24 protein-coding genes are annotated in these 21,027 nt (G+C 27.7%); 8 read left to right on the top strand and 16 right to left on the bottom strand.

What is annotated here, in order from left to right; translation table 11 throughout:
- From AMN95_RS00945 to rpsD, 6 genes are all read left to right on the top strand, one after another.
- Nucleotides 1-265 (top strand): 3-deoxy-7-phosphoheptulonate synthase (locus tag AMN95_RS00945; RefSeq protein WP_143323747.1); only part of this gene is annotated, 265 nt, incomplete at its 5' end.
- Nucleotides 266-303: 38 nt separating this feature from the next.
- On the top strand, nucleotides 304-1,041 hold the full coding sequence (gene nadE, locus AMN95_RS00940; protein ID WP_075522139.1) for an NAD(+) synthase: 738 nt from the start codon (nucleotides 304-306) through the stop codon (nucleotides 1,039-1,041).
- 45 nt (nucleotides 1,042-1,086) lie between these two features.
- The gene (gene cysS / locus AMN95_RS00935; RefSeq protein WP_179850331.1) at nucleotides 1,087-2,436 is read left to right on the top strand and encodes a cysteine--tRNA ligase; all 1,350 of its coding nucleotides are present in this window, start codon (nucleotides 1,087-1,089) and stop codon (nucleotides 2,434-2,436) included.
- Nucleotides 2,433-4,034 (top strand): citramalate synthase, encoded by a 1,602-nt coding sequence (cimA, locus tag AMN95_RS00930; protein ID WP_075522137.1) that lies wholly within the window; start codon nucleotides 2,433-2,435, stop codon nucleotides 4,032-4,034. Before cysS ends, cimA begins: the two co-directional genes overlap by 4 nt.
- Entirely contained in the window at nucleotides 4,035-4,748 is a 714-nt protein-coding gene (locus AMN95_RS00925) for an RNA methyltransferase (RefSeq protein ID WP_075522136.1), read from the top strand.
- Between the two features lie 40 nt (nucleotides 4,749-4,788).
- A complete protein-coding gene (gene rpsD / locus AMN95_RS00920; protein WP_075522135.1) occupies nucleotides 4,789-5,406 on the top strand; it encodes a 30S ribosomal protein S4 in 618 nt (205 codons plus the stop codon).
- On the opposite strand, the gene grxD is transcribed toward rpsD, so the two are convergent.
- The 9 genes from grxD to sfsA are packed head-to-tail and all read right to left on the bottom strand — an operon-like array spanning nucleotide 5,407 to nucleotide 12,634.
- Nucleotides 5,407-5,745 carry a Grx4 family monothiol glutaredoxin gene (gene grxD / locus AMN95_RS00915; RefSeq protein ID WP_075522134.1) on the bottom strand — a complete coding sequence of 113 codons (339 nt, stop codon included), beginning with the start codon at nucleotides 5,743-5,745 and terminating at the stop codon, nucleotides 5,407-5,409. It abuts the gene before it with no gap.
- A 1-nt stretch (nucleotide 5,746) separates the two neighbouring features.
- Nucleotides 5,747-5,977, bottom strand: coding sequence for a BolA family protein (locus AMN95_RS00910; RefSeq protein ID WP_075522133.1), 231 nt, complete (start codon nucleotides 5,975-5,977; stop codon nucleotides 5,747-5,749).
- A complete protein-coding gene (gene purL / locus AMN95_RS00905; RefSeq protein WP_075522132.1) occupies nucleotides 5,977-8,169 on the bottom strand; it encodes a phosphoribosylformylglycinamidine synthase subunit PurL in 2,193 nt (730 codons plus the stop codon). The genes AMN95_RS00910 and purL overlap by 1 nt, the downstream gene beginning before the upstream one ends.
- Entirely contained in the window at nucleotides 8,166-8,849 is a 684-nt protein-coding gene (purQ, locus tag AMN95_RS00900) for a phosphoribosylformylglycinamidine synthase I (protein ID WP_075522131.1), read from the bottom strand. The genes purL and purQ overlap by 4 nt, the downstream gene beginning before the upstream one ends.
- Nucleotides 8,850-8,852: 3 nt before the next feature.
- Entirely contained in the window at nucleotides 8,853-9,095 is a 243-nt protein-coding gene (purS, locus tag AMN95_RS00895; RefSeq protein WP_075522130.1) for a phosphoribosylformylglycinamidine synthase subunit PurS, read from the bottom strand.
- Nucleotides 9,092-9,877 (bottom strand): phosphoribosylaminoimidazolesuccinocarboxamide synthase, encoded by a 786-nt coding sequence (purC, locus tag AMN95_RS00890; protein WP_075522129.1) that lies wholly within the window; start codon nucleotides 9,875-9,877, stop codon nucleotides 9,092-9,094. Before purC ends, purS begins: the two co-directional genes overlap by 4 nt.
- On the bottom strand, nucleotides 9,874-11,169 hold the full coding sequence (gene purB, locus AMN95_RS00885; RefSeq protein ID WP_075522128.1) for an adenylosuccinate lyase: 1,296 nt from the start codon (nucleotides 11,167-11,169) through the stop codon (nucleotides 9,874-9,876). Before purB ends, purC begins: the two co-directional genes overlap by 4 nt.
- A gap of 3 nt (nucleotides 11,170-11,172) precedes the next feature.
- Nucleotides 11,173-11,943 (bottom strand): type I methionyl aminopeptidase, encoded by a 771-nt coding sequence (gene map / locus AMN95_RS00880; protein WP_075522127.1) that lies wholly within the window; start codon nucleotides 11,941-11,943, stop codon nucleotides 11,173-11,175.
- Entirely contained in the window at nucleotides 11,936-12,634 is a 699-nt protein-coding gene (gene sfsA, locus AMN95_RS00875; RefSeq protein WP_075522126.1) for a DNA/RNA nuclease SfsA, read from the bottom strand. The genes map and sfsA overlap by 8 nt, the downstream gene beginning before the upstream one ends.
- 20 nt (nucleotides 12,635-12,654) lie before the next feature.
- On the opposite strand from sfsA, the gene AMN95_RS00870 reads away from it, so the two are divergent.
- Both AMN95_RS00870 and AMN95_RS00865 read left to right on the top strand, forming a co-directional pair.
- Complete coding sequence (locus AMN95_RS00870; protein WP_075522125.1) at nucleotides 12,655-13,404, top strand: competence/damage-inducible protein A; 750 nt, start codon at nucleotides 12,655-12,657, stop codon at nucleotides 13,402-13,404.
- Nucleotides 13,404-13,811: a gamma-glutamylcyclotransferase family protein gene (locus tag AMN95_RS00865; protein WP_075522124.1), complete on the top strand. Its 408-nt coding sequence runs from the start codon at nucleotides 13,404-13,406 to the stop codon at nucleotides 13,809-13,811. The genes AMN95_RS00870 and AMN95_RS00865 overlap by 1 nt, the downstream gene beginning before the upstream one ends.
- Here the strand turns inward: AMN95_RS00865 and AMN95_RS00860 are convergent, their stop codons facing one another.
- The 7 genes from AMN95_RS00860 to AMN95_RS05765 all read right to left on the bottom strand — a co-directional run bounded on the left by AMN95_RS00860 (nucleotide 13,812) and on the right by AMN95_RS05765 (nucleotide 20,907).
- The gene (locus AMN95_RS00860; protein ID WP_075522123.1) at nucleotides 13,812-14,534 is read right to left on the bottom strand and encodes a Gfo/Idh/MocA family oxidoreductase; all 723 of its coding nucleotides are present in this window, start codon (nucleotides 14,532-14,534) and stop codon (nucleotides 13,812-13,814) included.
- On the bottom strand, nucleotides 14,531-15,574 hold the full coding sequence (locus AMN95_RS00855) for an FAD-dependent oxidoreductase (protein WP_075522122.1): 1,044 nt from the start codon (nucleotides 15,572-15,574) through the stop codon (nucleotides 14,531-14,533). Before AMN95_RS00855 ends, AMN95_RS00860 begins: the two co-directional genes overlap by 4 nt.
- Complete coding sequence (locus tag AMN95_RS00850; protein ID WP_075522121.1) at nucleotides 15,571-16,458, bottom strand: glycosyltransferase family 2 protein; 888 nt, start codon at nucleotides 16,456-16,458, stop codon at nucleotides 15,571-15,573. The genes AMN95_RS00855 and AMN95_RS00850 overlap by 4 nt, the downstream gene beginning before the upstream one ends.
- A 223-nt stretch (nucleotides 16,459-16,681) precedes the next feature.
- Nucleotides 16,682-18,403 carry an alpha-amylase family glycosyl hydrolase gene (locus AMN95_RS00845; protein ID WP_075522120.1) on the bottom strand — a complete coding sequence of 574 codons (1,722 nt, stop codon included), beginning with the start codon at nucleotides 18,401-18,403 and terminating at the stop codon, nucleotides 16,682-16,684.
- Complete coding sequence (locus tag AMN95_RS00840) at nucleotides 18,403-19,623, bottom strand: glycosyltransferase family protein (protein ID WP_075522119.1); 1,221 nt, start codon at nucleotides 19,621-19,623, stop codon at nucleotides 18,403-18,405. The genes AMN95_RS00845 and AMN95_RS00840 overlap by 1 nt, the downstream gene beginning before the upstream one ends.
- 9 nt (nucleotides 19,624-19,632) lie before the next feature.
- Complete coding sequence (locus AMN95_RS00835; protein WP_075522118.1) at nucleotides 19,633-20,439, bottom strand: HAD-IIB family hydrolase; 807 nt, start codon at nucleotides 20,437-20,439, stop codon at nucleotides 19,633-19,635.
- Between the two features lie 6 nt (nucleotides 20,440-20,445).
- On the bottom strand, nucleotides 20,446-20,907 hold the full coding sequence (locus tag AMN95_RS05765) for an ATP-binding cassette domain-containing protein (RefSeq protein WP_075522117.1): 462 nt from the start codon (nucleotides 20,905-20,907) through the stop codon (nucleotides 20,446-20,448).
- Between the last annotated feature and the right edge of the window lie 120 nt (nucleotides 20,908-21,027).

The following is a 21,027-nucleotide window of genomic DNA, read 5'->3' as shown; positions in this document are numbered from 1 at the left end:
AAGCGAAGTAAAAAATGTATTCGCTTGCCATCAAAGTGAAGGAAGTTATGCCGGCGGTCTTCATATTGAGTTAACCGGGCAAAATGTCACTGAGTGTATTGGAGGAGCTCAAAAAATTTCTGAAAAAGATTTATCCTCTAGATATCATACTCATTGTGATCCTAGGTTAAATGCTAATCAAGCTTTAGAATTAGCTTTTTTAATTTCAGATGAGATTAAAAAGAATAGCACATATTCAAAAAATGCAGATAGAGCGGCATCTTAAAACATTGTAAAAGAATTTTTTTTTAATATTTAGTACTTATGGTTCCTGCAGAAAAAACGAAGTTTATTTGTAATTGGATAAAAGACTATGTAAATAGTATGCCTTCGAAGGCAGAATCACTTGTGATTGGAATTTCAGGTGGAATAGACTCATCTGTTTCAAGTACTTTGTGTGCAATGACAGGTATAAGAACAATAGTTTTAACCATGCCTATCAAACAAAAAGAATACCAACACGACCTAAGCTTAAAACATCAAAACTGGTTAGTCAAAAAATTTAATAATGTTGAGGCTCATACAATTAGTTTAGATAAATTATTTGGATCTTTTACATCAACATTACATAAATTTGATAATGAGCATGGCTTTGCAAATTCTCGAGCTAGACTTAGGATGACAACACTTTATCAAGTTGCAGCTGCAAATAAAGGCATAGTTGTGGGCACTGGAAATAAAGTTGAAGATTTTGGAGTTGGATTTTATACGAAATATGGAGATGGAGGAGTAGATATATCTCCTATAGCTGATTGCAATAAAACGGATGTTTGGGCTCTTGGTAAAGAATTAGGTATATTAAAAGAGATAATAGATGCACCTCCAACCGATGGACTTTGGGATGATGGGAGAACTGACGAAGGTCAACTAGGTTTTAAATACGAGGATTTAGAGGATGCAATGATAAATCCAGACTCACCCCATAAAGCTGAATACGAAAAAATTAGAAAACAAAATTTGCATAAAATGGAGCCAATTCCAGTATGCAAGATTCCTAGTTAATCTATTAGATTAACAAATCACTAAATAAGGTATATTTCTTAATCAATTAAAATGGATATTTTTTTAACAAATAATTTAACAAAAAAAAAAGAACAATTTGTTCCAAAAGATAAAAAAAATATTGGAATGTATGTTTGTGGACCAACTGTGTATGATGATCCTCATATAGGAAATGCACGACCACTAGTTATTTTTGATATTCTTTTTAAATTACTAAAAAATACTTTTTCAAAAGTAACATATGTAAGAAATATTACAGATATTGATGATAAGATAATTAAATCATCACAAGAACAAAAAATATCTACAAAAGAACTTACTAATAAAGTGACATCAAGTTTTTTTGAGGATTGTAAGTTTTTGAATTGTGAAAATCCCACTCATCAGCCCAAAGCTACTGAACATATTGATTTAATGATAGAAATGATAAATCAATTAATAAAAAAAGGTTTTGCATATGAAAATAATAACCATGTTTATTTCGAAGTTAAGAAGTTTTCTGATTATGGAAAATTATCAAATAAAAAATTAAAGGATTTGATAGCTGGATCAAGAGTAGAGGTAAGTGAAAACAAAAAAAATTCAGAAGATTTTGTTTTGTGGAAACCATCTGTTAAAGATGAGCCTTATTGGGACTCTCCTTGGGGTAAAGGGCGACCAGGTTGGCACTTAGAATGCTCAGCAATGTCAAAAAAATTTTTAGGAAATGAATTTGATATCCATGGAGGCGGAATTGACTTGATATTTCCACATCATGAAAATGAGATAGCTCAATCCAGATGTGCAAATGACTCAAAAATTTTTGCAAAATATTGGGTTCATAATGCTTTTATAACAATGTCCAATGAAAAAATGGCTAAGTCACAAGGAAATATTTTAAAAATAAAAGATTTTAGAAACAAAATTAGTGGACAAGTTTTGAGGTTAGCTCTTATGAGTGCGCATTATAAACAGCCATTAGATTGGAACGATAAATTGATAAATGATTGTCAAAATACTTTAGATAAATGGTACCGTGTTTATTCAACAGACATCAAATCTGTTCAAGTAACAAAAGAGATTTTAAAACCTTTATATGAAGATTTAAATACTCCTGGCTATATTGCTAATCTTCATAAACTTTATGAAAATGCTAGCAAAGGTAAAGATAAGGAGCTTTTTATTTCATCATGTAAATTTATAGGTTTATTAAATGAAGATACTCAGCAATGGGAAAGTTATAAAAAAAATAAAGCTTCAATAAGTGAAACTGAGGTAAATAATAAAATTGAGTTAAGAAATAAAGCTAGAGACAATAAAGATTATAAAGAAGCAGACAGAATAAGAGATGAGCTTTTGGACAAAGGTGTTTTAATAGAGGATAAAGATGGTAAAACACTTTGGAAATTTAAATGAATAAAGAAAAACTATATATATTTGATACAACATTAAGAGATGGCGCTCAAACTCAAGGAGTAGATTTTTCTATTGAGGATAAAGAAAAAATTGCTTCATCTTTAGATAATCTAGGTGTTGATTACATTGAAGGTGGATGGCCAGGAGCTAACCCCACTGATACTGAGTTCTTTCAAAAGAAGCATAATTTCAAAAATTCAACACTAACATGTTTTGGAATGACAAAAAGATCGGGTCGAAGTGCAGAAAATGATACAGGATTATCTGCATTAATAAATTCAAATACTCCCGCAGTGTGTCTAGTTGGAAAGTCATGGGACTTCCATGTTGATGTTGCTTTAGGAATTACTAATGAAGAAAATATAGAGAATATCAGTGAAAGTGCCAAACATCTTGTTAAAGCAAAAAAAGAATTTATGTTTGATGCGGAACATTTCTTTGATGGTTATAAAGCAAATCCAAAATATGCACTTTCTTGTATTAAAGCTGCTTACGACCAAGGTGCAAGATGGATTGTATTATGTGATACAAATGGAGGAACTCTCCCACATGAGGTTTCAAAAATAGTATCTGAGGTATCAAAAGTAGTACCAGGTAAAAATTTAGGCATTCATGCTCACAATGATACAGGTAATGCAGTTGCTAATTCTTTAGCAGCAGTATTGTCTGGTGTTCGTCAAATTCAAGGAACTATAAATGGTTTAGGTGAAAGATGTGGAAATGCAAATTTGATGTCATTAATCCCAACATTTTTTTTAAAAAATGATTTTTCATCTAAATATGAAATTGGAATAAAATCTGACAATATTAAAAATTTAACCGAATGCTCAAGACTATTAGATGAGATCTTAAATAGAAAACCTAACCAACATTTACCTTATGTGGGAGCTGCTGCTTTTTCTCACAAAGGAGGATTGCATGTATCAGCAGTTCAAAAGGATCCAAAAACTTATGAGCATATAAATCCAGAAGATGTTGGCAATACAAGAAATATTGTTGTTTCTGATCAATCTGGCAAATCAAATATAATCTCAAGATTAAAAAGTATCAAAATTGATATTGAGGAAAATGATCCAAAGATAAAAAAATTATTAGATGAAGTCAAAGATAGAGAATTTATAGGCTATAGTTATGATGGTGCAGACGCATCGTTTGAATTATTAGCTAGAAGAATTATTGGAGAAATTCCAAGATATATATCGATCAATGAATATGATGTGTCAGTTAAAAAAAATAAATCTGGAGAAATAGTTTCATCTGCTAAAGCTCAATTAGAAGTAGATGGAGAAAAAATTATCTGTGAAGGAGAGGGTAATGGACCAGTAAATGCTTTAGATAACGCAATTAGACAAAATGTTGATCGATTAGCAAAATACTCAAAATATTTGAAAGATTTAAAATTAGTTGATTATAAGGTTCGTATTTTAAATACAGGTACAGAGGCTGTTACTAGAGTATCAATTGAAAGCACAGACTCAAAAGGAAAAAATTGGTTTACTATAGGTGTATCTACAAACATAATAGATGCTTCATTTAAAGCATTAATTGATAGTTTAGATTATAAGCTATTTAAAGATAATGCTCCTGCCAGCAAGTAAATGAGTAAAAACAATATCTCTTTTATTCTTCATAAACCACAATTATCGGAAAACATTGGTGCATGTGCTAGAGCAATTAAAAATTTTAACTTTAAGAAATTAGTTTTAATTAATCCTAAGCCCATTTTTCCAAATGACAAAATCTTAGCTACATCTGTTGGAGCTAAAGATATCATCAAACAAAGTAAAAAATATGACACTTTAGAAAAAGCTATTAGTAAAATAGATATAGTTGTTGCTACTTCAGCAAGGTTTAGAAATAAAAATATAAAACATATAAATTTAGAAGATTTAAAAAAAATAAATTTTAAAAAGAAAATTGGTTTTTTATTTGGATCAGAGGCATCAGGTTTGTCAAATGATGAGATTAGTTACTCTAATTATACTTTACAAATTCCTACAAATCCTGACTTTAAATCTCTTAATTTATCACATAGTTTAATAATTATTGCTCAATATGTAGCTAGTATAATAAAGTTAAAAAGTACTCCATTTAAAAAATCAAAAAAAGTAAAATCAGCTAGCAAAAAAGAAATACAATTAATGCTAGGTCTTTGTATTAAGAATTTAGATGAAATAAATTTCTTTAGACCTAAAGAGAAGAGACCTAAAATGCTAGAAAATTTGAGAAATATTTTTTATAAAATGGACCTATCTGATAAAGAAACTCGTATTTTATCGGGTGTATTTGCAAGTTTAGGTAAAAAACGTTGATTGACAAAATATTGTGCAAGTTTATAAACCCCGTATTTAAATGACAAAAAGATTAAACTCTAAACATAAAGTAGACAGAAGATTAAAAGTTAACTTGTGGGGCAGACCCAAAAGTCCTTTTAACACTAGAGCTTACGGTCCTGGACAACACGGTCAAACTCGTTCATCAAAACCCTCTGATTATGGAATTCAGCTTCAAGCCAAACAGAAATTAAAAGCTTATTATGGAAATATAAATGAAAGACAATTTAGAAATATTTACAAAAAAGCAACAATGTTAAAAGGTGATACCAGTGAAAATTTGATTGGTCTTTTAGAAAGAAGATTAGATGCAATTATTTACAGAGCTAAATTTGCTACAACTATATTTTCTGCAAGACAATTAATTAATCATGGTCATATTAAAGTTAATGGGAAAAAAGTTAACATTGGTTCGTATTTAGTAAGAGAGGAAGATACAATTGAAATAAGAGATAAATCTAAACAACTTGCAATAATAGATATAGCTCTTGCTAATAAAGAAAGAGAAACTCCAGAATATATACAGATGGACGAAAAAAATAAAAAACTAAAATTTATTAGAGTTCCAAAGTTTGAAGAAGTTCCGTATCCAATTGTTATGGAACCAAATTTAGTAATTGAGTATTATTCTAGATAATTAACTCTTACCTTTAAAACTTATATTTTTATTCTCAAAAAGTTTTGCTAACTCCCCACTTTCATACATCTCTTTAACAATATCACATCCACCAATGAATTCACTTTTGACATAAAGTTGAGGTATGGTAGGCCAATCACTAAAAATTTTAATTCCTTCTCTTAAATTTTGATTTTCTAAAACATTTATACCTTTAAAGTTTACTTCAAGAATTTTTAAAATGTTTGAAGTAGCCATTGAAAATCCACATTGTGGAGCATCAGGTGTGCCTTTCATAAATAAACAAACATCGTTTTTTTCTATTTCATTTTTTATCAAATCATTTGTTTGCTGATCCATTCTAATTCTCCTTTGTTTTAATTGCTAAAGCATGTAATTCATTTCCCATTCTACCTTTTAATGAATTATAAACCATTTTATGTTGCTCAATTTTACTTTTTCCAGAAAATTCAGATGACGTAACAGTTGCTGAATAATGATTTCCGTCTCCTGCTAAATCTTGTATTTCAACTACAGCATCTGGCAGTGCTTCTTTTATAAAATTCTCAATTTCTTTTAAATCCATCGCCATTATTTACTCATATAGTTTTTAAGCCAATTCTTATTCGAAGTTGTTAATTCGTCAATTGTAACCTTTGTCTTATCGTTAATATATAGTTCATTTTCTTGAATTGTACCAAGTTCATCGAAATGAACAGCATTTTTATTCAAAATATCAGCTACTTTCTTAAAATCTTTTTTATTTATTTCTGTAATATATCTTCCTTGATCTTCAGCAAAAAGGTATTCTGTTTCATTGATTAAATACTTAGGCTTTTTTATAAGTATACCCTTTTTCCCTTTAATACACATTTTGGCAACTGCAGTAATTATTCCTCCTAACGAAACGTCATGAGCACTTTTAATTAAATTATTATCAATTAATTTCAACAATGTTTCTCCATTATTTTTTTCATTAAATAGATTTACTTCTGGAGGTGGTCCATTTTTTTCATCTAATATATTTCTTGCAAATAAACTTTGATCTAGATGTCCTTCAGTTTTTCCGATTACTAAAACCAAATTATCAATTTCTTTAAATTCCATAGTAATCATTTTCTTGTAATCTTTAATTAAACCAACCCCACCAATTGCAGGTGTAGGTTTTATTCCTAAATTCTTTGTTTGGTTATAAAATGATACATTTCCAGAAACTACTGGGAAATTTAAATACTCGCTTGCTTCACCAATACCATGAACACATTCAACAAACTCTCCCATATTTTCTTCATTTTCAGGACTTCCAAAATTTAAACAATTAGTTATAGCAATTGGTTTTGCTCCAACAGATATGAGATTTCTAAAGCTTTCACAAACTACCTGTTTTCCACCGGTTAAGGGATGGGCCCAGCAATAAACTGCAGAGGAGTCTACAGTGGCAGCTACTGCTTTATCAGTCCCATGAACTCTTACAACTCCTGCATCACCTCCAGGTTTCTGTATTGTATCTCCCATTACTGTATGATCATACTGTTGCCAAATCCATTCTTTACAACATACATTTGGATTTGCTAAAATTTTTTTTAAAACTTCAATAACTTTAAAGTGTTTAATATCTTGTTTTTTAATATTATTTTTTTTGGGAAGTTTTGCTTTTTTCCATTTTCGATCATACATGGGTGAGTTCTCAACTAAAGTGTTGACTGGAATATCAGCAACTTTTTCTTGATTAAAATAAAGCTCTATTTTTTTCGATTTAGTTGTTTTACCAATTATTGCAAAATCTAAGTTCCACTTATCAAATATTTTTTTTGCTTGTTCCTCTTTGCCATTTTCTAAAATAATCAACATTCTCTCTTGGCTTTCTGAGAGCATAATTTCATAAGGTGTCATCATTGATTCTCTGCACGGTACTTTGTTTAAATTTATTTCTACTCCGAGACTTCCTTTTGATGCCATTTCTATACTTGAGGAAGTTAGTCCAGCCGCACCCATATCTTGTATTGCTATAATTGAGTCTCCTGACATTAATTCTAAACAAGCTTCAAGTAATAGTTTTTCAGTAAATGGGTCTCCAACTTGAACAGTCGGTTTTTTTTCCTCGATTTTATCATCAAAACTAGCTGAGGCCATACTTGCTCCATGGATTCCATCTCTTCCAGTTTTAGACCCAACATAAATAACTGGTTTGTTTAAACCAGCAGCTTTTGAATAGAATATCTTGTCTTTTTTGACTAATCCTAAGGTCATAGCATTAACAAGAATATTTCCGTTATAAGAACTATCAAAACTTGTTTGACCAGCAATAGTTGGAACACCCATGCAATTTCCATATCCTCCTATGCCATGAACCACTCCTCTTAATAAGTTTTTGGTTTTTTTATGTTGTGGTGATCCAAAATGAATTGAGTTTAAGTTAGCGATTGGTCTTGCACCCATAGTAAATACATCACGCATTATTCCCCCAACACCGGTAGCAGCACCTTGATAAGGCTCAATAAAAGAGGGATGATTGTGACTTTCTATTTTAAAAACTATTGCATCATTGTCTTCAATATCGATCACTCCTGCATTTTCTCCAGGACCTTGAATAACTTTTTTTCCTTTAGTTGGAAGTTTTTTTAAATGTAATCTTGAAGATTTATATGAACAATGTTCATTCCACATTGCTGAAAAAATACCTAATTCAGTGATATTTGGAGTTCTTTTTAATAAATTGCAAATTTTAGCATATTCATCTTTTTTTAAACCATGATCTAGTGCTACTTGTTCGTTAACAATCATCTTAAGTTGTTTATTAGATTTTTGAAAAATAAAGATCCGTCTTCTCCAGACAAAGAAGTATCAATCATTCTTTCAGGATGGGGCATCATTCCCAATACATTTTTTTTTTTATTAAAAACACCAGCAATATTTTTTATTGATCCATTTGGATTATATTGTTCCTCTATTTTTCCATTTTCATCACAATATTTAATAGCTATTAGATTATTATCTTCAATTTCTTTTAGCTGATCATTAGTACAAAAATAATTTCCCTCATTATGAGCAATATGAAATTCTAATACTTTAGTATCAACATTTTTAAAGTATTTATTTTGTTTATCATTTATTTTCACGAAAACATTTTTGCAAATAAATTCTAAATATTTATTTCTCAATAAAACACCCGGAACTAAACCTGTCTCAACTAATATTTGAAAACCATTACAAATGCCCATAACCATTCCACCTGAATTAGCAAAGTTGATTACAGAGTGCATGATATTTGATTTTGACGCCATACTTCCACATCTCAAATAGTCTCCATAAGAGAATCCACCAGGTAATACAACTAGATCACTTTTTGGAAGCTCAGTATCTGCATGCCAAACCATTTTATTCTTAAACCCAAATTTTTTTAGAGCAACATCCATATCTCTATCGCAATTTGAACCAGGAAAAGTTATTACAGATGATTTCATTAATTATTGAGTTCCAATAATTTTATAATTTTCAATTACGAGATTTGCTAATAGCTTTTTACACATTTCTTCTACAATTTCTTTTGCTTTGTTTGGATCATTCTCTTTTACATCTATTTCAAAATATTTTCCTTGTCTTACTTCTTCAACATTCTTGTAACCCATGCCATCTAGCGCTTGTTGGATAACTTTGCCTTGAGGATCTAAAACATCTTTCTTAAGTGTGATTATTGCAGATATTTTCATTTACTTTTCTTTTTTACAGAAGATAATTTCGTAACATTTACAGCTGAAACATTTGATTGTTCATGAAGAATACCCAATCTTTTAGCAACCTCTGTATATGCTGGAATTAAATCTCCCAAATCTTTTCTAAATCTATCTTTGTCTAGCTTCTTGTCAGTAACTGAGTCCCACAATCTACAAGTATCAGGACTTATTTCATCAGCTAAAATAATTTCATTTTTTCCATTAATCTTAATTCTTCCAAATTCTAATTTAAAATCAATTAGCTTAATTCCAATTCCTCTAAACATACCCACCATGAAATCATTTATTCTTAAAATCATTTTTTTTATTTTTTCGATTTCCTTCTTTGTCGCCCAATCAAAAGCATAGATATGTTCTTCAGCAATAAGTGGATCTCCTAAAGCATCATCTTTTAAGCAATATTCAATTAATGGTTCATTTAGAACTGTTCCATCTTCAATACCTAATCTTTTAGTAATTGATCCTGTAGCAACATTTCTTGTTATGAACTCTATTGGAATTATTTCTACAAGTTTAATAACTTGTTCTCTCATATTAAGTCGTCTGACTAAATGATTTTTAATTCCAATTTGTGATAGATTTGAGAGAATATGTTCGGAAATTCTATTATTTAATACTCCTTTTCCCTCAATAGTGCTTTTCTTTTGATTATTAAATGCAGTTGCATCATCTTTAAAGTATTGAATGACTAAATTTTTATCTTGAGTAGCATAAATAATTTTAGCTTTCCCTTCGTATAATTTTTTTCCTTTTTTCATTTTTTAAATACTCTTCTAAAAATTAAATTTACATTTTTGAAATGTTTAGCATAACTAAAAATAGTTCTTAATTTTTTTGGTGATATTTTACTCATTATATATTTATCAGATTGGATAACTTCAAATAAATTTAAGTTTTCTGCAAAACATTTCTTTGCATAAGTTTGAACCATTTTGTAAGATTTTTCTCTACTTAAACCTGTTTTTGTTAATTCCAACATTAATTCTTGTGAAAAAATAAGTCCTTTAGTTAAATTTAAATTTTCTAACATTTTTTTTGGATAAATAATCATATTATTTAGAATGTTTGTTAATCGAACTAGTGCAAAATCGAGAGTTATATTGGCGTCTGGTCCTATATTTCTCTCTACGCTTGAATGCGAAATGTCTCTCTCATGCCATAATGCAATATTTTCTAGGGCAGGGGTCACTGAACTTCTTACCATTCTAGCAAGACCAGTAAGATTTTCACTTAGAATAGGATTTTTTTTATGAGGCATTGCTGAAGATCCTTTTTGATTTTTTGAAAAGAACTCTTGAAGTTCGTACACTTCTGTTCTCTGCAAGTGTCTAATTTCAGTGGCAACTCTTTCTATTGATCCTGCTATAATTCCTAAAACTGAAAAATAAAATGCGTGACGATCTCTTGGAATAACTTGTGTTGAAATAGGCTCAACTTTCAAACCTAGTTTTTTTGCAACATGTTTTTCAACATTTGGATTAATATTTGCAAATGTTCCAACAGCTCCTGAGATGGCACAAGTTGAAACTTCGTCAATCGCATCAATCAATCTTCTTTTATTTCTTTTAAATTCCTCGTAAAAAGAGGCTAGTTTTAAACCAAAAGTAATTGGCTCTGCGTGAATGCCATGACTTCTACCCATGCAAGGGGTAAATTTATATTTTCTTGCTTGTTTTTTTAACACTTTAAGAATTTGGTCTAAATCTTTTAAAAGAATTTTACCAGACTGTGCCAACTGAATATTAAAACTTGTGTCTAGAACATCTGATGAAGTCATTCCTTGGTGAAGGTATCTTGCTTTTATTCCTGCTTTTTCAGTAACAGAAGTTAAGAAAGCAATGACGTCGTGTTTAACTTGGCTTTCAATCTGGTGAATTCTTTTTACATTTATTTTAGCTTTTTTTCTTACAACTGAAGAAACACCTCTTGGTATTTGCCCAAGTTTTTCCATTGCTTGAGCTGCAGCTACCTCTACATCAAGCCAAATTTTGTATTTATTTTCTTCTGACCAAATATCAGTGAGTTCTTTTCTCGAGTATCTTTTAATCATTAATTATAAGTATGGGGGCTTTGAATAACCTTTAGCAGATTCTGTAAAGATTTCATAACCATTTTCTGTAATTCCTACTGTATGTTCAAATTGTGCCGAAAGTGATTTATCTTTGGTGACAGCAGTCCAACCATCATTTAACATTTTAACATTATATTTACCTGCATTTATCATTGGCTCTATTGTAAAAGTCATTCCAGGTTTTAGTTCAATACCTGTATTTTTACGACCATAGTGCAAAATATTGGGTGACTCATGAAATGTTGTACTTATTCCATGACCGCAGAAATCCCTAACAACTGAAAAACCTTTTTCTTCTACAAAAGACTGTATTTCAAATCCTATATCACCTAATTTAGCTCCAGGCTTTAAAATTTTAATTGCTCTCATCATAGACTCGTAAGTTGCGTTTATTAGGTTATTTAATTTTATAGGAGTTTTACCAATGCAAAACATTCTACTTGTGTCACCGTAATGATTCTCAATTATAGCAGTTACATCTACATTAATTGCGTCACCGTTTTGTAAAATTCTATTCGAAGGTATTCCGTGGCAAACTACATGGTTTAAAGATGTACATAGAGATTTTGTAAATCCTCTGTAATATTGTGGAGCAGAATATCCTCCATTATCTCTAATAAATTCATATCCCAATTTATCAATATAGTCTGTAGAAATACCTTCCTTTATATGTTCTGTTAACATATCTAAGGTTCTTGCAGCCAAGTTTCCAGCAATTCTCATTTTTTCAAATTTTTCTTTATAATTATTCATCAATTATTTCTAATTTCTTATCTATATAAATTTCTTTTGAACTTATATTACATCTATATGCTATGAATTTAACTCCAGCTTTTCTAGCAATCAAATAGTTTTTATAATACTCCTCGTCTATATCTTTAGCTATTTTAAAATATTTCATATTTTGTATTTGAACCAAAAACAGTAAATAGGAACTATAGCCTTTATTTATGGCATCAATAAGTGCTAATAAATGCTTAGACCCTCTTGAAGTAATTGCATCAGGAAATTCAGCAGTATCTGTATTTCTAAATAGTGTTACATTTTTTACTTCAATAAAGGTTTTTTTATTTTTTTTTTCCAATAAAAAATCAAATCTAGTCTCTTTATTAAAAAATACCTCTGGTTTTATTAAATCATTATTTTTTAGTTCTTTTATCAAATTATTCTTTAGCCCATGGTGAACTATTTTGTTAGCCATATGAGTATTTATACCGACTAAATTTTTTCTCGTTTTTATTATTTCAAGCCCAAATTTAAGTTTTCTTTTAGGATCATTGTTTGGCATCAAATAAACTTCATTATCTTGATCTAGCAGACCTTTCATAGATCCTGTGTTTGGACAATGAGCAGTTACAATATCTTTATTTATTTTTACATCACTAAAAAACCTTTTGTAGCGTTTGATCAGTTTACCTTTTATTAAAGACTTGGTAAATTTCATATTTAAATTATATATTTCATATGGCTAAAAAAGCAAAATTTAATGCAGCAATTTTAATTATTGGGAATGAAATTTTATCTGGAAGAACTAAAGATACAAATACATCAACATTATCACTCTGGCTGAATTCATTGGGTGTGAGTGTTGAAGAAGTTAGAATTGTTCCTGATGTTGAAGATAGAATTGTAGAAACTTTAAATTCGCTGCGATCAAAATATAATTACATTTTTACAAGTGGTGGAATTGGACCAACACATGATGACATAACAGCTAGGTCTATTTCAAAAGCGTTTGGATTAAAGTATGAAATTCATCAAGAAGCTTTTAAAATTTTAGAGACTTACTATAAACCAGGAGAATTTAATGAGGGTAGACAAAAAATGACTTGGATGCCCGAAAATGCTAAACTAATTTTAAATCCCACAAGTGGTGCACCTGGTTTTTATGTTGAAAATGTTTTTTCTTTACCAGGCGTTCCTTCAATTCTTAAATCAATGTTGGGTGGACTAAATAATAAAATTGTAGGAGGCAAACCTATTAAAAGTCATACTATTAGTTTAAGGACCGTCGAAAGTGAAATAGCAAACACAATTACTAAAATTCAAAATGAAAACAAAGATGTTGAAATTGGAAGTTATCCTTTTTTTCAGGCTGGTAAATTAGGAGTTTCAATAGTTATAAGATCTGATGATCAGTTAAAAATAGATAATTGTAATTTACAAATTCTTAAATTTGTTGATGAAAAAAAAATTGAAGTTGTAGATCGATAATGTTGTATTTTGCATACGGAAGTAATCTTAACCATTTTCAAATGAAGAGAAGATGTCAGGACAGTATTTTTTTAAAAAAAATAAATTTAAAAGATTTTAGATTAACATTTAGAAGCAGATATAGGGCCGCAGACATAGAGCCAAGAAAAAACTCAATTGTACCTGGAGGACTATTTGATATTTCAAAAAGCGATGAAAAAAAACTAGATATTTATGAAGATTATCCAACACTTTATAAGAAATACTTTTTTTATTATTACGGAAAAAAAGTTATGACATATACAATGGTAAAAAAATCACCATTTAAATATCCAACAGAAAGATATTACAATATTGTTCAACAAGGATATAAAGATTGCAAACTAGAAAAAAAGTTTTTGTTGAGAGCACTTAAAAATAAAAATTAATTAGTTTAGATAATCATTAATTTTATTTATCATTGTATTTGCAAAAATTGAAATTTTTATATTTTTTTTAAAATTAGCTTTTTCTGAAATTACATCAGTTAACATATCTTTTAATACGTTTTTTTTTGTTTTTAAATTTTTTTTATTAAATGAATGAACATTCTTTTTTTGATTTAAGTTATAATTAAAAAAAAATTTTTTATTATCAATAATTGCCACAAATGATAATTGACCTTTTTTATTAATTAGAATTTTGATTTTTTGAAGTCTTTTATTCAAAATTTTATCATAAATGTATGTAAAGTCGTGATAAACAAGTCTGGATAAAATATTTTTTTTATTTGATGAAAATTTTGATCTAGAGATAAAATTTTCTTTTATTATTTCTAAATTCTTAATTTTATAATTTTCAATATCTGATATATATAATTTTGTTCTCATTTTTTTTGATAGTAGAATTAACTCTTTATCTTTTTCCACACTATTGGTTAGTGGCTTTTCACAAAAGACATTAATTTTTTTTTTGAGATACTTTTTAACTAATCCATAGTGTTGATCAACATTTGTAGTAATTATTACCCAATCTAAATTTGAATAATCTATATCATTTTTATCAAACCTACTTTTTTTAAGATGAATTTTTGAAATAATATTAATTTTATTTAAAGATGAAAAAACTTTTCTTCCCCACTTACCAAATCCAATTAAACAAACTTCTTTCATTTTGAAATTATTTTATCGATCTTATTTGCTACTTGTACACAAGTATTCCATTTTCCAGATAATACAGAAATAAATTTTTGATTAATAATCTGAATTTCACCAGTTCTCTCATCAGTTTTTTCTACGTTTTCTTTTAATGTTCTTATTATGAAATAAGATCCAATGTATATAGCATCCTTCAGAAAGGGTAAATATTTTGAGCCATGACTTATAAATTTTTTAAAGTTTGATATTTTTAAATTTTTATGAATTTTATTATCAAGGTATCTTTTTTTTGTTGATTGAAATATTGGAATTTTTTTTTTAACAATTTCAATTTTGGAATGCTTCACATCACTTAGTAAATGATAGTTTGTCCCTAAATATGGATCTAAACAAACAAATTTTCCATCAACAACAACGTAGCTATTTTTTTTATATTTTTTTGGCAGTTTAATTAAAATTTTTTCTATAAGTTCGTATCTGTGTTTATTCAAATTTTTTGATATCCCTAATTTTTCTATTATCTGATTATTTGAAGAATAGGTACAAATAATAACTTTATCATAATTATATAAATCATTTTTTTTCAATTCTTTATTTAAATAGGTTTTCACATTACTCTTTTTTAATTTTTTTTTAAGAATCTTTTTAAATTTAAAATAATTTAAAATCTTCTCTTTAGTTAAAATAAGATTTGAGGTTTCAGGAAATTTTATTTTACTAATTTTATAATAAAGATTAAATTTTTTTAGAATATTAGTATACTTTTTAAAACTTACACGGCTATCTTTATTTGATACTGCATAATAATTTTTTGTATCATCAAAAACTTTATTAGAGAAAAAATTGATAAACATTTTGTAAGAAGATTTTATTTCTAATAAAGTTTTTTTTGATCTTGGATAATGATAACCAAGATGAAATCTAAATTGATTAATTTTTGATGCTTGATTTAAAATACCTTTTTGTTTTTCAAATAGATGAACTGAATGTTTTTTACTTAATTTAATTGCTATCATTGTACCAAAAAAACCAGCCCCAATAATTGCAATTTTCATAAAATCTTTTCCTCTAAAATTTTAACACTTAAATTGGAATTTCTTCCAATTATTGATGATAATAATCCTAAAAAGCAAAATTTATACTTTCTAAATTTATCTTTTGAGAAAGGAATGAATAAAATTGAAAAAAATCCAAACCTTAAAAGTTTTCCTAGATGTTTTAAAAAAGAAGTTAAAAAACCATAGTGCTTTTTATTATAATAGAAACTACTCCACAAATAATTCCAATTTCTAAAATTTTGGTATCTTATTGCATCGCCTTCAAATCCTTTTGCATTTTCATGTTTAATCCTTATCTTATTGAAAACATAAATACTTTCGCCTTTTTCTTTAATTTGTCTACAAAGATCAATTTCCTCAAAGAAAAAAAAATAATTTTGATCAAATATTTTGTTATCATCAAATTTATTGAGGTTGATAAGTATAGAACAACCTTTTAAAAGATCTATTTTTGTAATTTTTGAGCTATCATTTAATAAAGTCTTTCTATTTTCTAAAAACTTATCAAAGTTATTATTCATAATAAAATCCTCTAAATCATCGTGATAAGGAGTTGCTAAAGAAAAGTCTTCTTTTGTTGATTCTATTTCTTTTTCAAGTTCTAAAACCTGATAATCTTTAATTAAAATATCAGTATTAATTAATAACACATACTTTGTTTTTATCTCTTTAATACCTATATTAGCTGCCGTAGAGTATCCAAGATTAGAATTATTGAGAATTACTTTAGAATTTGGATATTTTTTTTCTATTTCTTTTTTTAAATTTTTGTTATCTGAGTTTTCTACAATTATAACATTAATTTTTTTACCAATATTATAAAGACATTGATCAAGTTTTTTTATAGATCTGTATGATATTATTAGGATTGTTATATTCATAAAAATAAAGTGTATATTATAGATATGTTCTATTTTAAAATAAATAATAGAAGTTACATCGGTAGTAAATTCAAACTGCTAGAATGCATAAGGATGCTTTATTCTTAATGAGAGCTGTATGTTTAATAATGATATAATAAAACCTTTTGATATTGTTGAATTTTACAAAAACTTGAAACTGACACTTTATTTAATCAAATTATTATAAATATTCTGCAAATATCTATCTATTACTTAACCAAATTGTTTCAAAGGGTTTTAATATCAAAAGCTTATTTTTAATTTCAATTTTAGATCCAATAAGATTATTCCAGCTAAGATAAGCTTTATTTAGGTGAGTTTTTTGAATTTTTGAGGACAAATTTGTAATACAAATTATGGTTTGATCTTTATCAATACTCACTCTTTTAAATGAAAAAAAATTTGAGCCAAGGTTTATATTTTGTCTAGAGGCATTTGGGTGAAAAGCTTTTTGTTTTCTTCTAATACTAAGTAAATTACACATATTTTGATAAAAAATACTTTGTTTGCTTTTATCATTTTTAAGTTTGCTCGTAATATTTTTAAAATTCCACCTATATCTATTTACATCTCTATTGTTACCTGTGATGACAAATTTAGCTTCATCATTAGATGTACCAAACATTGAGTTAAAATATATAGCTGGTATTCCCTCAAAAGAGATCATTATAGCATGAGCAGAAATATATCTTTCCAAATAAAATTCTCCTTTTGGATCATTGTCAGATTTCTTTAAAGCATCAAAAATAGTTATATTTGCTTCGTATACTTTTTTGATTTTATTATGAACTTTTCTATAAGAAAATTTTGAACCATTTTTTTTTAATCTTTTTAAAAAATTGTCTAATGTTATTTGATCAAACAATCCCTCCGTAGGTCTAATTCCTATCCCATCGTGAGAGGCTATGAAATTTAAGTAACAATTCCCATGTTTTGTATTTGGAAGTTTTTTACTCCACTTATTAAGATGTGAGCTATTTTCAAACAGAAAAGCATGAATTAATAAGGGTGGTAAAGAAAAATTATAAATCCAATTAGCTTCATCATTTTTTCCAAAATAACTTAAATTTTCTTTTTCAGGTAAATTTGTTTCTGTAATAATCTTAGTTTGTATATTAAGAAGATTAATTATAATTCTTAAAAGTTTGATAATTTCGTGTGTTTGTTTTAAATTGATACATTTAGTTTTATTTTCTTTCCAGAGATAAGCGATAGCATCTAATCTGAAAATTGTTACACCATTTTCAATTAAATGTATCATGATTTTGATAAATTGAATTAGTACAGAAGGATTTTTAAAATTTAAGTCAATTTGATCTGGGCTAAAAGTTCGCCAAAGATAATCAGACTTTTTAAATATTTTGATCTTTTTAAGTAATTTATGATCTCTTGGTCTAACTACATTGGATGTGTCAAATTTTGTGTCTACTGTTAAAAAGTAATCTTTTCCAGGTTCTTTTTTTTTTAAAAAATTTTTAAACCACAACCCTCTAGCCGATGAATGGTTAATAACTATGTCAGCCATAATATTAATTTTTTTTGAGATTTGTTTAATATCTTTCCAGTTCCCAAGCTTATTTTCAACTTTAAAATGATCTTTTACAGCAAAGCCGCTGTCACTACTTGAAGGATAAAAGGGTAAAAAATGAATAGTATTAAAATATTCTTTAAATTTTTTTTGAAAAAAATTTTGAAATATCTTAATTGATTTTTTTCTTTCTGAATATACGCTATCGCCATAACAAATAATTAAGGTAGTTTTTTCAGATATAATTTTTTTTTTTTTAAAATATTTTTTATTAAAATGATTAATTATTTGAATTATCTCATTTTCAAAATAATCAATTTCTTTTTTAGATAAAAATATTTTATAAATATTTTCAAGTTTTAATCTGATAGATTTTTGATCTTTTTGAGTTAACATTAATAATATTTTTTATTATCATCATTAACTCCTTTTTCAAGTCTTCCCAAAAAATCTGGAATAGCGCTTTTTACTCTACTCCATGTGGGTATAAACGGGGTATCCATTGGATTAAGAATAAAAGCCTCTCCAGCTTTCATTATATTTATTGCAAATAATTCGACTGTTTTTTCTTCAGTATGAGAATCAAATTTGAGGCCATTCATCATTGCATCATTTCTGTATATGTCAATTAAATCTAAAGCAGATCTGTAATACGTTGCCTTCAATGATCTAAACTTTTCCCTGCTAAAAGTATTGCCTTGAGTTGCCAATTTTTTGATAAAAGTTTTGATAATATCAATAGACATTCTTGACAATCCTTTAGTTTCGTCATCGATTGATAGTACTTGGTGTTTATGATCATAAGTATCTGCTAAATCCACTTGGCATATATTTTGAGGAGAAAAACTTCTTTGCATTTCAGATAGAATTCCAACTTCAATTCCCCAGTCTGATGAAATTCTTAATTCTGGTAACACATTCCTCCTAAACGAAAACTCACCAGCTAGAGGGTATTTAAATGATTTCATAAATTCTAAATAATCACTTTTACCAATAGTTTTTTCTAATGCTGTTAGTAATGGAAAAACTAATAACCTTGCAACTCTTCCATTCATTTTTTCATTTGCTATTCTAGGATAATACCCTTTGCAAAATTCAAAGTTGAAAAGGGGATTAACAACTGGATAAAACAACTTTGCAAGCATCCTTCTATTGTACGTTTTTATATCACAATCGTGTAAAGCAACTGAGCGTGCACTATCTCTTGCAATACACATACCAATACAATACCAAACATTTCTACCTTTACCGAGTTCACTTGGTGCTAGGTTGTTTTTTTTTAGTTCTTTATCTAGTTTTTTTAGAGTAGGCCCATTATTCCAAAGAATTGAAAAAGGTGATTTTAATTTTTTAAAAAATTTCCAAGCCTTTTTGGCTTGAGTTTCGTTTGCCTTATCTAATCCAATTATTATATGATCTAAATATTTTGTTTTACTTATTTCCTCAACTATTTTTGGTAAAGCTGTTCCCTCTAATTCAGAATAAAGACATGGTAAAATTAATTCCATTTTTCTTTGTTTAGAAAAATTTGATAATTCATTTTCTATAACTGAAGTAGACTTAGTATTAAAGTCATGCAAAGTTGAAATTACTCCATTTTGTGAAAAATCACCCATAGAGTACTTTTATTCATAATAACCTATTTTAACCAGTGCTGTTTTAATCACATCAGCCCAGCCCTCAGGTGATGGCTTGTTAGAAACTATAAGGTTATCTATGTTTATTTGATCTTGTTTAAATTGATCATTAAATACTAAACATGGAACATCACAATTTTTTAACATATCTAAATCATTAAAATTATCTCCAACAGCTATGACTTTTATTTTGCTTTCTACTTTTTTATATATTTTAAGAACCTGATTCATTGATTTAACTTTATTTGTATTATCACCTAAATTTAAAACCCGGCCACCTTCTTGTATATTTAATGATGAAGACTTAAAAATTTTGATTAACTTGTTTTTTTCTATTTTATCTCCCTCAAATATAAAAGGAATTGTATATTTCCTATTTAAAGCATTTTTCAATTTATTTTCTTGAAGACCAAAAATTTTACTTTGTTGTTTTAAATCCATGTTTGAAATAAATTTGCACTTAGCTCGCAGTTCATCAGGAACTTTGGAATTAAAAATTTCGAGTAACTCTTGCTTGTTTCTACTTAGAATTATTTTGTTTGGAAAATTAGTATTGATTAAATTCAACCCATGAATTGAAGCTCCATTTTCCGATATAAAAGGAAGATCTGCACCAAGCTCCTTTACAAAATCCTCTATTTCGCTATCGGTTTTGCTTGTATTAGGAATTATTATAATTCCTTCATCAATAAGATTTTTAATATATTCTTTGATTTCATCAAAATTAAAATTATCTCTATGTAATAATGAGCCATCTAAGTCAGTAAATATGATTAATGAAAATTTTTTTCTCAAAGAAATTTATCTTATCCTATTTTTATTTTTATCAAAAAATAAAACTTTATCTTTCGAAAAAGATATATCAAGTTGTTGATTTTTAATGTTCTCTGACGATTTGATCACAATTTGGTTTTCAAATAATTTAGCGTAAATAATCTTTTCAAACCCTAAATTTTCAATAAGATCTACTTTAACTTTCAATTTAATTTCATGGTCATTCTTTATACTGATATCCTCAGGTCTAATACCTAAATAGATATCATCTTTAAAATCAAAATTTTCAAAAGTTATCATATTTTTAAATAACTCTATTTTGTGTGAATTAACAATTTGTTCTTTATTTATCTTAATAATATTCATTTTTGGTGAACCTATAAATTCTGCAACAAAAATATTATTAGGATTCGAATAAATTTCACTTGGTGTTCCATATTGTTCAATATTACCTTTATTAAGAACCACAATTCTATCAGCCAAAGTCATTGCTTCAACTTGATCATGGGTTACATAAATAATATTAGAGTTTAATTTTTTATGTAACTTAGATATTTCATGAGTGTTTATGCTAATATTTATAATTGAACAAGAGGAATAGAGTTATTT

Source organism: Candidatus Pelagibacter communis (assembly GCF_001180185.1).
Taxonomy (GTDB): domain Bacteria; phylum Pseudomonadota; class Alphaproteobacteria; order Pelagibacterales; family Pelagibacteraceae; genus Pelagibacter; species Pelagibacter ubique_F.
This window is presented reverse-complemented; position numbering and strand designations above follow the sequence as displayed.

What these genes read in the sequence shown, in the direction of transcription:
- AMN95_RS00845 (WP_075522120.1), bottom strand. Translation starts at nt 18,403, where the DNA reads ATGTTAACTCAAAAAGATCAAAAATCTATCAGATTAAAACTTGAAAAT.
- grxD (WP_075522134.1), bottom strand. Translation starts at nt 5,745, where the DNA reads ATGGATCAGCAAACAAATGATTTGATAAAAAATGAAATAGAAAAAAAC.
- purC (WP_075522129.1), bottom strand. Translation starts at nt 9,877, where the DNA reads ATGAAAAAAGGAAAAAAATTATACGAAGGGAAAGCTAAAATTATTTAT.
- AMN95_RS00865 (WP_075522124.1), top strand. Translation starts at nt 13,404, where the DNA reads ATGTTGTATTTTGCATACGGAAGTAATCTTAACCATTTTCAAATGAAG.
- cimA (WP_075522137.1), top strand. Translation starts at nt 2,433, where the DNA reads ATGAATAAAGAAAAACTATATATATTTGATACAACATTAAGAGATGGC.
- purS (WP_075522130.1), bottom strand. Translation starts at nt 9,095, where the DNA reads ATGAAAATATCTGCAATAATCACACTTAAGAAAGATGTTTTAGATCCT.
- AMN95_RS00855 (WP_075522122.1), bottom strand. Translation starts at nt 15,574, where the DNA reads ATGAAAATTGCAATTATTGGGGCTGGTTTTTTTGGTACAATGATAGCA.
- sfsA (WP_075522126.1), bottom strand. Translation starts at nt 12,634, where the DNA reads ATGAAATTTACCAAGTCTTTAATAAAAGGTAAACTGATCAAACGCTAC.
- AMN95_RS00850 (WP_075522121.1), bottom strand. Translation starts at nt 16,458, where the DNA reads ATGAATATAACAATCCTAATAATATCATACAGATCTATAAAAAAACTT.
- rpsD (WP_075522135.1), top strand. Translation starts at nt 4,789, where the DNA reads ATGACAAAAAGATTAAACTCTAAACATAAAGTAGACAGAAGATTAAAA.
- AMN95_RS00910 (WP_075522133.1), bottom strand. Translation starts at nt 5,977, where the DNA reads ATGGCGATGGATTTAAAAGAAATTGAGAATTTTATAAAAGAAGCACTG.
- purL (WP_075522132.1), bottom strand. Translation starts at nt 8,169, where the DNA reads ATGATTGTTAACGAACAAGTAGCACTAGATCATGGTTTAAAAAAAGAT.
- map (WP_075522127.1), bottom strand. Translation starts at nt 11,943, where the DNA reads ATGAATAATTATAAAGAAAAATTTGAAAAAATGAGAATTGCTGGAAAC.
- purB (WP_075522128.1), bottom strand. Translation starts at nt 11,169, where the DNA reads ATGATTAAAAGATACTCGAGAAAAGAACTCACTGATATTTGGTCAGAA.
- AMN95_RS00870 (WP_075522125.1), top strand. Translation starts at nt 12,655, where the DNA reads ATGGCTAAAAAAGCAAAATTTAATGCAGCAATTTTAATTATTGGGAAT.
- AMN95_RS00925 (WP_075522136.1), top strand. Translation starts at nt 4,035, where the DNA reads ATGAGTAAAAACAATATCTCTTTTATTCTTCATAAACCACAATTATCG.
- nadE (WP_075522139.1), top strand. Translation starts at nt 304, where the DNA reads ATGGTTCCTGCAGAAAAAACGAAGTTTATTTGTAATTGGATAAAAGAC.
- AMN95_RS00840 (WP_075522119.1), bottom strand. Translation starts at nt 19,623, where the DNA reads ATGGGTGATTTTTCACAAAATGGAGTAATTTCAACTTTGCATGACTTT.
- AMN95_RS00860 (WP_075522123.1), bottom strand. Translation starts at nt 14,534, where the DNA reads ATGAAAGAAGTTTGTTTAATTGGATTTGGTAAGTGGGGAAGAAAAGTT.
- purQ (WP_075522131.1), bottom strand. Translation starts at nt 8,849, where the DNA reads ATGAAATCATCTGTAATAACTTTTCCTGGTTCAAATTGCGATAGAGAT.
- AMN95_RS05765 (WP_075522117.1), bottom strand. Translation starts at nt 20,907, where the DNA reads ATGACTTTGGCTGATAGAATTGTGGTTCTTAATAAAGGTAATATTGAA.